The 12085-nt window shown below is 54.2% G+C and carries 13 protein-coding genes; 9 read left to right on the top strand and 4 right to left on the bottom strand.

Features of this window, described 5'->3' with window-relative positions:
• Positions 1-4: 4 nt before the first annotated feature.
• Positions 5-1429 (bottom strand): 3-isopropylmalate dehydratase large subunit, encoded by a 1425-nt coding sequence (leuC, locus tag P0X86_RS12385; protein ID WP_277748583.1) that lies wholly within the window; start codon positions 1427-1429, stop codon positions 5-7.
• Positions 1430-1613: 184 nt separating this feature from the next.
• Here leuC and P0X86_RS12380 point away from each other — a divergent pair, with 184 nt between their 5' ends.
• Complete coding sequence (locus tag P0X86_RS12380; RefSeq protein ID WP_015734588.1) at positions 1614-2546, top strand: LysR family transcriptional regulator; 933 nt, start codon at positions 1614-1616, stop codon at positions 2544-2546.
• 133 nt (positions 2547-2679) lie between these two features.
• Here P0X86_RS12380 and P0X86_RS12375 read toward each other — a convergent pair whose 3' ends face one another.
• Positions 2680-2865, bottom strand: a complete 186-nt coding sequence (locus P0X86_RS12375; protein WP_009595149.1) for a hypothetical protein — start codon at positions 2863-2865, stop codon at positions 2680-2682.
• A 92-nt stretch (positions 2866-2957) separates the two neighbouring features.
• Positions 2958-3770: a carbon-nitrogen family hydrolase gene (locus tag P0X86_RS12370; protein WP_277748582.1), complete on the bottom strand. Its 813-nt coding sequence runs from the start codon at positions 3768-3770 to the stop codon at positions 2958-2960.
• A gap of 255 nt (positions 3771-4025) precedes the next feature.
• Between P0X86_RS12370 and P0X86_RS12365 the strand changes: the two genes are divergently transcribed.
• The 8 genes from P0X86_RS12365 to P0X86_RS12330 all read left to right on the top strand — a co-directional run bounded on the left by P0X86_RS12365 (position 4026) and on the right by P0X86_RS12330 (position 11863).
• On the top strand, positions 4026-5219 hold the full coding sequence (locus P0X86_RS12365) for a pyridoxal phosphate-dependent aminotransferase (protein ID WP_277748581.1): 1194 nt from the start codon (positions 4026-4028) through the stop codon (positions 5217-5219).
• Between the two features lie 366 nt (positions 5220-5585).
• Complete coding sequence (gene proB, locus P0X86_RS12360) at positions 5586-6689, top strand: glutamate 5-kinase (RefSeq protein ID WP_228468960.1); 1104 nt, start codon at positions 5586-5588, stop codon at positions 6687-6689.
• Positions 6690-6746: 57 nt separating this feature from the next.
• Complete coding sequence (locus tag P0X86_RS12355) at positions 6747-7994, top strand: glutamate-5-semialdehyde dehydrogenase (RefSeq protein WP_213577815.1); 1248 nt, start codon at positions 6747-6749, stop codon at positions 7992-7994.
• Positions 7995-8030: 36 nt separating this feature from the next.
• The gene (gene proC, locus P0X86_RS12350) at positions 8031-8900 is read left to right on the top strand and encodes a pyrroline-5-carboxylate reductase (RefSeq protein WP_277748580.1); all 870 of its coding nucleotides are present in this window, start codon (positions 8031-8033) and stop codon (positions 8898-8900) included.
• Positions 8897-10111: a 2,3-diketo-5-methylthiopentyl-1-phosphate enolase gene (locus P0X86_RS12345; protein WP_090910861.1), complete on the top strand. Its 1215-nt coding sequence runs from the start codon at positions 8897-8899 to the stop codon at positions 10109-10111. The genes proC and P0X86_RS12345 overlap by 4 nt, the downstream gene beginning before the upstream one ends.
• On the top strand, positions 10108-10788 hold the full coding sequence (locus P0X86_RS12340; RefSeq protein ID WP_096773310.1) for a 2-hydroxy-3-keto-5-methylthiopentenyl-1-phosphate phosphatase: 681 nt from the start codon (positions 10108-10110) through the stop codon (positions 10786-10788). The genes P0X86_RS12345 and P0X86_RS12340 overlap by 4 nt, the downstream gene beginning before the upstream one ends.
• Positions 10789-11445 carry a methylthioribulose 1-phosphate dehydratase gene (locus P0X86_RS12335; RefSeq protein ID WP_009595132.1) on the top strand — a complete coding sequence of 219 codons (657 nt, stop codon included), beginning with the start codon at positions 10789-10791 and terminating at the stop codon, positions 11443-11445.
• A gap of 124 nt (positions 11446-11569) precedes the next feature.
• Positions 11570-11863: an SdpI family protein gene (locus P0X86_RS12330; RefSeq protein ID WP_015734579.1), complete on the top strand. Its 294-nt coding sequence runs from the start codon at positions 11570-11572 to the stop codon at positions 11861-11863.
• Between the two features lie 56 nt (positions 11864-11919).
• On the opposite strand, the gene P0X86_RS12325 is transcribed toward P0X86_RS12330, so the two are convergent.
• The gene (locus tag P0X86_RS12325; RefSeq protein ID WP_009595238.1) at positions 11920-12060 is read right to left on the bottom strand and encodes a hypothetical protein; all 141 of its coding nucleotides are present in this window, start codon (positions 12058-12060) and stop codon (positions 11920-11922) included.
• Positions 12061-12085 lie beyond the last annotated feature (25 nt).

Genomic DNA, 12085 nt, shown 5'->3' with positions numbered 1-12085 from the left:
CTTCTTAGCTCACAACTTCTTCGGCTGCAAAGTTCCAATCACGTACATCCACGAAGCGTCCTTTAACCGCAGCTGCCGCTGCCATTGCCGGCGATACGAGATGCGTTCTGCCCCCGCGGCCCTGGCGACCTTCGAAGTTCCGGTTGGATGTGGAAGCGCAGCGCTGTCCAGGCTTCAGTACATCCGGATTCATCGCAAGGCACATACTGCAGCCTGCTTCGCGCCATTCGAAACCTGCCTCGACGAAAATTTTGTCGAGCCCTTCTTTTTCGGCCTGAATCTTCACTCGGCCCGATCCCGGAACGACGATGGCGGTCACATTGCTGGACACTTTATGTCCCTTCGCTACAGCTGCTGCTGCCCGCAAATCCTCGATGCGTCCATTCGTGCAAGAACCGATGAAGACATAGTCGATCGGAATCTCGGACATCGGAGTCCCTGGCACAAGCGCCATGTATTCCAGCGCCTTCTCCGCTGCCTTGCGCTCGTTCTCGGTCTTGAAGTCTGCAGGGTTAGGAACCGTCGAGGAAATGTCGGTACCCATTCCCGGGCTCGTTCCCCAGGTTACTTGAGGGATCAGCGTTTCCACGTCGAATTCAACCACCACGTCGAACTCGGCGCCTTCGTCTGTCACAAGCTCTTTCCAAGCTGCTACAGCAGCATCAAAAGCTTCTTCCTGCGGAACATATTGACGTCCGCGCAAATATTCAAACGTCGTTTCATCCGGAGCGATCATGCCCGCTCTGGCTCCGCCTTCAATGGACATGTTGCACACCGTCATACGCTCTTCCATCGACAACTCGCGGATGGCTTCGCCCGTATATTCGATGACATAGCCTGTTGCAAAATCGGTTCCGTACTTCGCAATGACGCCAAGGATCATGTCCTTCGCCGTTACGCCCGGATTGCGGCGGCCAACAAAACGAACTTCCATGGTTTTCGCTTTAGCCTGCTGCAAACATTGGGTTGCCAGGACGTGCTCAACCTCGCTCGTACCGATACCGAACGCCAGCGCACCGAATGCGCCGTGAGTGGATGTGTGGCTGTCGCCGCACACAATCGTTTTGCCGGGATGCGTCAAGCCAAGCTCAGGGCCCATAACGTGCACTACGCCTTGGTCAATCGTGTCCAGATCATACAGGGTAACGCCAAAATCCTGACAGTTCTTGGTCAGGGTGTCGATTTGCTGCTTCGAAATCGGATCCGTGATGTTAAAACGGTCTTTCGTTGGTACGTTGTGATCCATCGTGGCGAAGGTAAGTTCCGGGCGGCGCACTTTGCGGCCGCTGAGACGCAGACCTTCGAATGCCTGAGGGGAAGTCACCTCGTGGACCAAATGCAGGTCGATATACAAAATACCCGGCTTGCCTTCTTCCTGATGAATCACGTGGTTATCCCAAATTTTTTCGAACATTGTCTTCTTACTCATCATAATCACCCCATTGTTCTTTACGTCCATGAGAAGATAATTGCTTGAGTCCCTTATCCCTATTGGGAAGGCCTGCAACGCATCATCTTTACGTTGATAGTAATATATCATTTCCTTCTTCATTGTTCCAAGATATAATATCTATAGATGTAATAGGATTCAGCTATAACGGAGTGATGCTTACATGGAATTGAGACAACTGCAATATACGCTGCAAATCGCGGCGGACAAAAACTTTTCGCGCGCCGCGGAGAAGCTTCATATCGCCCAGCCTTCCCTGAGCCAGCAGCTCTCCAAGCTGGAGAAAGAGCTCGGGGTGCTGCTGTTCCAGCGCAATACGAGCAACGTCGAGCTTACCCATGCCGGTGCCAGCTTTGTCGAGCATGCGCAGAAGATCATGGACGCCGTCGAGCAGCTGAAACAGGAGATGTCGGACATCTCCCAGCTACGAAAGGGAAAAGTCGTCGTGGGCAGCATGCCGATAACCGGCTCTCATCTGCTGCCCCGAGTTTTGCCTGCTTTCAAAAAAGGATATCCGGATATCGAAATCACCCTTTTGGAGGACTCCTCCATGAATCTGGAGAAGCTGACGGCCAGCGGCAAGGCGGATCTCAGCCTGCTTGCGCTGCCCCTGGCGGAGCCGTCCTTGTCCTGGATTCCGATCGGCGAGGAAATGATCGATTTGGCGGTTCCTCCCCAGCACCCGCTTGCGCTGCGGGCGGCCTCCGATCCCGTACGGCCCATTACGATCGACGAAATCCGGAACGAAGCGTTTGTCGTGCTCAAGAAAGGTCAGGGCTTCCGGAAGCTAACCTTCGATATATGCCGGGAGGCCGGCTTCGAGCCGAACGTTGTATTCGAGAGCAGCAACATCGAAACCCTCCAGTCTCTGGTCGCTACCGGGATGGGGATCACGCTGGTTCCCCGGTTCATTGCCCGAGCGAAACGCAGCGAGTTTATTCCGGTATATCTGCCGCTCGCGGATCCGGTGCCGAGCCGCACGCTGGTCGTCGCTTACCGAAACGGCCGGTATTTGTCCAAAGCGGCGGATGCGTTCATCGACACGTTCAAGCAGGTCATGGACAAGCTTGTGGTAGAAGGCGTTCAAGATAAATAATCGCAAATGAATGCAGTTTAAAACGAATAATAAGCAAAGAGGCACAGCCATCGTCGAACGACAAACGGCTGTGCCTCTTTTTCTTTTTTACCTGAAAGCCAAAAGATTACCCATGATCATCATAAACCGAACCCTATTTGCGCAAATTATGCTGGTCGATCATTCGGTTCTGTTCGTCCGCGGTACGGGACTGATCCTGAATCGATTCGTTTTTCCCGTTCCCGCCTCCGGCTACGCTCTCAACAAAATTGCGGAACTGCTCTTTCTGTTCTTGTTCCTGTTCATTGTTTCGGCTGTCGAATTGGTTGTTCTCTGCCATGATTCAAAGCCTCCTCTCAGACGGATTACCCATAGTATACCCGCCGCTGCCCAGATGAAACTTCATATTTGGAGGTTTGGATCTTACATGTTCTATTGGAAATACAAATGAGGCCGACGGTCCTCAAAAACCGGTATGCGTCCTCTCACTTCATCCGTGAGCTTGCAATCCAGCATGCCTGTCACGATCGTTTCCCGCTCATCCCCTTCGGCGATGATCTCGCCCCATGGGTCAATGATCAAGGAATGACCGAAAAAGTCCGTTTCGCCGCTGGTTCCTACGCGATTGCAGGCAACGACATACATTTGGTTCTCGATCGCCCTGGCGATGAGCAGCGTTCTCCAATGATGCAGCCTCGGATGGGGCCATTCCGCAGGCACGAACAGCACTTGAGCGCCGCCGAGCGCGAGGGTGCGGGACAATTCCGGGAACCGGATATCGTAACAGATCGACGCGCCCGCCTTCATTTCTTCCAGATCAAAGGTTACGGTCTGCTGTCCGGCTTGCAGGAACTTCTCTTCGTCCATCAGGCGGAACAAATGGATTTTGGAATATTTGGCGATCTGCTCCCCGTTCCGGTTAAATACGTACATGCTGTTATAAATCCGGTCTTCGATCCGTTCGGCTACGGAACCGCCGACGACTTGGATGCGGTGCTTTCGAGCAAACTCGCTCAGCATCGAAGAGGTTTCTTGCCCCATAGGGTCGGCGAGCTCTTGGATCCGGTCCAGCGCATATCCGGTGTTCCACATCTCCGGCAGCACGATCACGTCCGGCTTATGGTTCGCCGCTGCCGCCTTCTCCATCATGGCGAGCATGTTATCCATGTTGGCCTGGACGTTGCCTATTTCAATGTCAGCTTGAATAAGTGCGATATGAAGCTGAGCCTTTGTTTCTCCAGTCATCTTGCAGCCTCCCGTTGTTTGAGTTGAATCCAAGGGCGGCCTCCATGCGATCATGAAACGCATGGGCCGGCTCTTCTTCCAGGATTCAACCTTCTCTTATATGTCATCATCATAGCCTCTCCAGCGCCGCTGCTGCAACACCCTAGCCCCATTTCCCTCTATACACCCCTGATAAATCGTGTTAAATTAATCCTAATTGTTTTCCATTATAGACGTATTTAGAGTGTAATCAGATAACGGAGTGATGAACCTGCAATGAACAAAAAGCCAGACGTTTTCCACATAGAGCCGGCCGAGATCATGGCCCAGCTGCCTACGCAATTTTTCGCGACCCTGGTCTCCAAGGTAAACCGCCAAGTGTCTCAAGGGCATGATGTAATCAATCTCGGGCAGGGAAATCCCGATCAGCCCACGCCGCCTCATATCGTATCGAGCCTGAAGGATGCGGCCGACAATCCGCAGTTTCACAAATATTCGCCTTTTACCGGCTTTTCCTTTCTGAAGGAAGCCATCGCGCATCGATACAAGGAGGACTATAACGTCGATCTGGATCCGGAAACGGAAGTCGCCATTCTGTTCGGGGGAAAAACCGGGCTGGTGCAGCTGCCGCAAATCCTCCTGAATCCCGGGGATGTCTGTCTTGTACCGGACCCGGGTTACCCGGATTACTGGTCAGGCGTTGCTCTCGCCCGCGCGCAAATGAAGTTCATGCCGTTAACCGCAGATAACCGCTTCCTTCCCGACTATGGCGCTATATCGCCTGCAGACCGGGAAAAAGCGAAGCTGATGTTCCTGAATTACCCGAACAATCCGACATCCGCCGTCGCTCCTTTATCCTTCTACGAGGATACGGTGGCATTCGCCGCCGAACACGGGATCGTGGTAGCCAGTGACTTTGCATATGGGGCGATCGGTTTTGACGGAGACCGTCCGGTCAGCTTCCTGCAAGCGGAAGGCGCCAAGGAGGTGGGCGTGGAATTCTACACCCTCTCCAAAACCTACAATATGGCAGGATGGCGCGTCGGCTTCGCCCTGGGGAACCGAAACATCATCTCGCTGATCAATATGCTGCAGGACCATATCTATGTCAGCCTGTTCGGCGGCATCCAAGCGGCTGCTGCTGCGGCTCTCACCTCGTCGCAGGACTGCGTCGACCAACTGGTGTCGCGCTACCAGTCGAGAAGGGATGCCTTCTTCGGCGCCCTGTCCGAAATCGGGTGGCAGGCCCCGAAACCGGCCGGCTCCTTCTTTAGCTGGCTGCCCGTGCCGAAGGGATACACCTCGGTATCCTTTGCCGACTTGCTGCTGGAGGAGGCCAAGGTGGCCGTCGCGCCTGGCGTAGGCTTTGGGGATCACGGCGAGGGGTATGTCCGCGTCGGCCTGTTAACCAGCGAGGAACGAATGCGGGAAGCCGCCTACCGGATCGGCAAGCTGAACCTGTTCGGCTAACCTAATTCCTTTTGAAAAATCAAAAACGATGTGCTATTCTTGCAATAACAATCGAATGCAGTTTCCCAAACGCAAAGACGGGACCAGTACGAAAGCATGCGGCACGATGATCAGAGAGCAAATTCCATGGGCTGAAAGAATTTGCCGTGACCCCTTTCCGAATCCTACCCCCGAGCGGCCTGGCTTGCCAGGACAGCGCCTTCTGTTACAGGGCCAAAGCCGGATGAGCTGCGCTCATCAATAAAGGTGGTACCGCGGAAGTCCAACTTTCGTCCTTTCTCATACAGGACGAAGGTTTTTTTATTTTCAGGGAAATGGATTCGAAACAGCCGTTCCTACCATCATAAATACAAGGAAGTGATCACGATGCTCTCGCGCATCGTCGTAAAGATTGGAAGCAGCTCCCTAACGACAGACGAAGGCGGACTTAATCTGGATTCGGTTGCGTTTTTTGCCGGGGAACTTGCCGGGCTCCGCGAGGCCGGCCATGAAGTTCTCCTCGTGACCTCCGGAGCCGTCGCAGCAGGGTTTAGGGAGATCGGGTACGAGACTAGGCCCAAGCTGCTCCATGAGAAGCAAGCATCCGCTGCATTGGGCCAAGCGCTGCTCATGCGGGCTTACCAGAATGCGCTGGCCTCCCATCAACTGAAAGCGGCCCAGATTCTGTTGACGAGAATGGACTTTGCGAACCGCAAACGCATGAACAACGCCAGCATGACGATTACGGAGCTTTTGAAGCAAGGCGTCATCCCCATCATTAACGAGAACGACACGGTTTCGATTGACGAGCTGAAATTCGGCGATAACGATACGTTATCCGCACTAGTCGCCAACCTGGTCCGCGCTCAGCAATTAATCATCCTGACCGATACGGACGGCTTATACACGGCCGATCCGCGCAAGTCGCCGGATGCCAAGAAATACGAGGAAATTCATGACATTACCGATGAAATTTACAGCATGGCGGGAGGGGCCGGCTCCAGCGTCGGAACCGGCGGCATGCGCTCGAAAATCGATGCCGCCAAAATCGCCACCCGCGGCGGCGTTCCCGTATTCATCGGCAAAGCCAACGAGCCCGGCGATCTGGTGAAAGCATTGGGGCACAGCGGCAAAGGTACGTATTTTGCCACTCACCTGTCGGCCCTGCCTGTGAAAAAGCAATGGCTCGGCTTTATGTCCTCGCCGCTGGGTCGGATCGTAGTCGATCCCGGTGCCGAGAAGGCGCTGATCCACGGGGGGCACAGCCTCCTTCCCGTTGGCGTTAAACGGATCGAAGGCAGTTTCCATGCAGGCGATGTGGTGGAAGTCGTCAATATGGACAACGTAAGGCTCGGCAGAGGCATCGTCAATTACGACGAGGACCAGCTGCAGGCCGTGCTCGGATTGCCGAGCAGCCAAGTCATCGGTATTATCGGCGAAATCCATCGGCTCGAGGTTATTCACCGCGATGAATGGATTACGTTAAAATAGTCCGTATCGCATTCCGAAGTTATTTCTTTTAATCACCTATACGAAGGAGGAATCATTATGAGTGAGGTACGCAATAAAGCTCAGCTCGCCAAGCAGGCTGCATTTCGTCTTGGCAGACTGAGCACGGAGGAGAAAAACCAGGCGCTGCTGATCATGGCCGATGCCCTGATCCAGCGGACGGCAGATATCATGGAAGCCAACGCAGAGGATCTTCGGCGCGGGAAGGAACTTGGCACCTCTGCTTCCCTGCTGGATCGGCTGGCACTGAACGAAGCCAGAATCGAGGGCATTGCCGAAGGGTTGCGCCAAATCGTGGAGCTGCCGGACCCGATCGGCGACACCTTGGAAACGATCGATCGTCCGAACGGACTGAACATCGTGAAGAAACGCGTTCCCCTTGGCGTGATCGGCATCATATATGAAGCACGTCCCAATGTGACGGTCGATGCCGCCGGGCTGTGCTTGAAGACGGGCAATGCGGTCGTCCTGCGGGGCGGATCATCCGCCCTCTCCTCCAACCGCAAAATCATCGAAGTGCTTCACGAAGCTATGGAACGCACTGCGCTGCCTAAAGAAGCGCTTCAGCTTATCGAGGACCCGAACCGCTCCTCCGTGGATGAAATGCTGAAACTGAACGGACTGCTGGATGTCATCATCCCGCGCGGCGGCAGCTCCCTGATTCAGAACGTCGTGATGAACGCCACCGTGCCGGTCATCGAAACCGGGGCGGGCATATGCCATACGTACCTGGACGCATCGGCACGGCCGGACATGGCCGCCGCCATCAGCATCAATGCCAAGGTGCAGCGTCCTTCGGTCTGCAATTCCATGGAAACCTTGCTCGTCCATGCGGAGTATGCCAAATCGCACCTGACTTCGCTGGCCGAAGTTTTCCGTGAGCGTAATGTCGAGCTGCGCGGATGCCAGCGAACCCTGGAATATATTCCTTGGGCTGCCGTCGCAACGTCCGAGGATTACGCGACAGAGTATAACGACTATATTTTGAACATTAAAATCGTGGACCGCTTGGATGAGGCCATCGAGCACATTTCGGTATATGGCACGAAGCATTCCGAATGCATCGTAACGGAGAACGAGGATCATGCGGAGCGTTTCCTGCAGGAAGTAGACGCAGCGGCTGTCTATCATAACGCTTCGACCCGCTTCACCGACGGCTTTGAATTCGGCTTCGGCGCCGAAATCGGGATCAGCACCCAGAAGCTGCATGCCCGGGGACCTATGGGGTTACCCGCGCTTACTTCCTCCAAATATGTTATTATCGGTAGTGGTCAAATACGCGAATAAATCATTCATCCCAAGCCATGAAGGAGGAACAAAACGATGTGCCAATCCCCGCAGAACCGACCTTTAATAGATAAAGCAATCACCTTCTACGGCGCAGGCTCGATGGCCGAAGCGATCGTACGAGGATTAGTGAGCCGTTCTGTCGTGCTTCCCGAGAATATTACGATGCTGAACCGTAGCAACGCCCAGCGCCTTCTGGAACTGAGCGAACGCTACGGCGTCCAGATCAACAACGACGTGGCCGCCAAAATCGAAATTTTGAAAACCTCGCCGGTGATCGTGCTGGCCATGAAACCGAAGGATGCCGCCAAAGCGCTGAAAGAACTGGGACCCAAGCTCTCCAGCGACCAATTGATCATCTCCGTGATCGCCGGACTTTCGATTTATACGACGCAGACGCTGCTGGGAAACCAGCAGCCCATTGCTAGAACGATGCCGAATACATCCGCTTCGATCGGGCTTGGTTCCACGGGCATTGCGTTCTCGAAGGAAATCAGCGAAGAACAGCGTCATCTCGTGCTGACTTTGTTCGAGGCAGTTGGCCACGTGACGGTCATCGAAGAAGAGAAGATGGACATCCTGACCGGGATATCCGGCAGCGGCCCGGCTTACTTCTATTACATGATGGAAGCCATGACCGCAGCGGGAATCCGCGGCGGCCTGACGCCGGAGCAAAGCCGCGAGCTGACGCTTCAAACCATTTTGGGTGCCGCCCGCATGGTCCAGCAGACCGGGGAACAGCCGTCGTCGCTGCGCGCGAAGATTACATCGCCGAACGGATCGACGCAAGCTGCCCTGGAAACGCTCGACAAAGGCGATTTCTTCGAAACGGTCATTGCCGCCGTAAACCGCTGCGCTGAGCGCTCCAAAGAAATGGGCGCCATGCTGAAGGAGCAGATCTCATGAGCCGCTGTATTGCAACGTACCGAATTTATGACGACCAGGCGGATTTCCGTAAGAAAGCGACCTCCATTGCCGTTGGCATGACGGTTGGCAGCTGGACCGAGCTGCCGCAGGCCAAACGCGAAGCCATGCAGAAACATCTTGGCGAGGTCGTTGACATTCAGGTTCACGAGGGCTGGGAGCCGGGCAGCCGTTATGCGGATGTCAGCATCGCTTATCCGGACATCAATTTTAGCCGGGATATTCCTGCCCTGCTGGTGACCGTGTTCGGCAAAATTTCCATGGACGGGCGCATCAAGCTGACGTCCCTGGAGCTGTCTCCCGACTTCCTGAGTGCATTTCCCGGACCGAAGCATGGCATCGACGGAATCCGAAGCCTTCTTGGCGTCCATGACCGTCCGCTGCTCATGAGCATCTTCAAATCGGTGATCGGACTGAATGCGGACGAGCTTAGAGCCCAATTTATCCGCCAGGCGCTCGGCGGCGTGGATCTGATCAAGGATGACGAAATCCTGTTCGAGAACGACCTCACCCCGATTGAAAAACGGGTCAGCATGTGCATTCAAGCCGCTGCGGACGTCGAACAGCAGACGGGCAAAAAACTGCTGTACGCGGCCAATTTGACCGGCCGTACATCGCAGCTGCGCGAGCAAGCATTGCGCGCGATCGATGCAGGCGCCAATGCCCTGCTCTTCAATGTGCTGTCCTACGGGTATGACGTCCTGCACGAGCTGAGCAGCGATCCGGAGATTACGGTACCCATCGCGGCTCACCCAGCGCTTGCCGGCGCCATCTATCCTTCTCCGCACTATGGGATTGCGGCACCTGTGCTGCTCGGCCAGCTGATGCGGATCGCCGGAGCCGATCTGGTGCTCTTCCCTTCTCCTTACGGCTCCGTCACGATGCCAAGGGAAGAGAATCTCGCCATTCGCGACGAGCTGCATAGCGCTAAGCTTGGCGTGAAGCGAAGCATGCCGGTACCGTCCGCGGGAATTCATCCGGGACTCGTTCCGCGCATCATCCGGGATTTCGGTACCGATGTGGTCGTTAACGCGGGCGGCGGAATCCACGGTCATCCGATGGGAACCGAAGCGGGCGGCAAAGCCTTTGTACAGGCGATTGAGGCAACGATGAAATCCGTGCCGCTTGCCCACTATGCCGAAGAGCACGAAGAACTGAAAGCCGCGCTGGACATCTGGGGAGGAGAAGCATGACATCAGGAGCAAAACAGCCGATTATTTTTTGCGATTTCGACGGAACTATCACGAACAACGATAACATCGTTGCCATCATGAAACACTTCAAACCGGAAGGCTTCGAGCCGATCATGCAGGATACGGTTGACCGCACCATTTCAATTCGGGAAGGCGTTGGCCGCATGTTCGCGCTCTTCCCTTCCTCCATGAGAGAAGAAATTACCGAGTATGTGCTGAGCCATGCCGGGATACGGGAAGGCTTCGCAGCGTTCCTTGACTATTTGAAATCCGAGCAGATCGAGTTCTATGTCACAAGCGGCGGCATCGATTTCTTTGTCGATCCTCTGCTGAAGCCCTTTGGCATTCCGGCGGACCATATCTTCTGCAACGGTGCCGATTTCGAAGGGGATCGCATTGAGATTACCTGGCCGCATCCTTGCAAGGAATCCTGCCATAACGACTGCGGCATGTGCAAGGTTACGGTGATGGACCGTTTTCCAGCCGACCGATATTACCGGATTCTCATCGGTGACAGCCTTACCGATTTTGAAGGCGCCAAGCAGGCCGACCTGGTCTATTCCCGCTCCACGCTCACCGAGCAGTGCAAGAAGCTTGGCGTGTTTCATGTACCATTCGAGACATTTACCGATATTCAGAACGACATGAAAGACAAGTTTACGCAGGAGGTGCTGTAAGTGGCATTTTCAGATATCCAGCTCGAACAGAAGCAGGCTGCGCTGCAGGAACTTAGAGGAATCAAGGAACTGTTTGCATCCAGAAACTGGTTCCCGGGTACCAGCGGCAATCTTTCCGTCCGTGTTGGCGAATTCCATCCGGAGCAGTTTTATTTTGCCGTCACGGCCAGCGGAAAAGACAAATCCGTACATACGCCGGAGGATTATCTCTTTGTGGACCAGAACGGCGTCCCTTGCGAAGCAACCGGCTTAAAGCCCAGCGCGGAAACTTTAATCCACTGTGAAATCTACCGGAAAACCGGCTGCGGCGCCATTTTCCATGTGCACACCATCGACAACAACCTGATCAGCGATTGGTATGGTGAACAAGGTTACGTACCTGCCCAAGGAATCGAGCTGATCAAAGCCTTTAACATTTGGGAAGAGGACGCGGCGATCCGCATTCCGATCCTGCCGAACTATGCGGACATTCCGCGGATTGCAGAGCTCGTTCCCGGCGCGCTCGATCCGGCGGTACCCGGCATTTTGCTGCGTAACCACGGCATCTATGCCTGGGGCAAAAATGCGTTCGAAGCCAAAAAACATCTGGAGGCCTTTGAGTTTATATTCGAATATTCCTACCGCCGTTTGCTTCTGAATGCAGCCGGTTCCAAGTGATTTTAGCCTTGCGGGGATTGAGCTTAATCAGCCGGATATCCCGCGCGACAGGTCCTGGCACCCTGAAATCCGAACGCTTCGGTTCGGGGTGCATCCGGCTTATCCTTCCAGAGGAGTGTGTAGGGTGCTTGAAAGCTTAGCCATCGGCGTCGTGTTTATTTTGTACGGGTTGGTCCTCTTTTTGATTCCGCCTAAAAGCTCCACAAGTTTTTATGCTTACAAAACGACGTCTTCACTCAAAAATGAACGGAATTTTAAAGTTGCCAACGCCTACGTCAGCTTGCTGCTGATGATTTTCGGAGTCATCCTGCTGTTGATCGCCAGGCTTACCGGCCATTTCATGACGACCGTGATTTCAACCGTCATCGTTTTTATCCTGATTTATATTCTCGTTGAACGAAAGCTAAAAAACCTGTAAAACGATCACAATCGTTTTACAGGTTTTTTTCTTTGGAACGCTAAACGCTAGGTGAATCATAGCCGATTCTGATCCTGCTCCGATAAAGAGATCGAAGGCGACGGTACCGGATCCGGCGAGGAGTAGGCATTGACGACAAACAAACAGGTCCCAACAAACAGAGCAATATACAACAAATAATACAGATTCTTGGCCACAATATCTCCCCCCATGTCTCGTTCA

This window comes from Paenibacillus sp. BR1-192 (assembly GCF_029542445.1).
GTDB lineage: Bacteria > Bacillota > Bacilli > Paenibacillales > Paenibacillaceae > Paenibacillus_AQ > Paenibacillus_AQ lautus_A.
The sequence above is the reverse complement of the archived record's forward strand: the minus strand, read 5'-3'. Positions and strand labels throughout refer to the sequence as shown.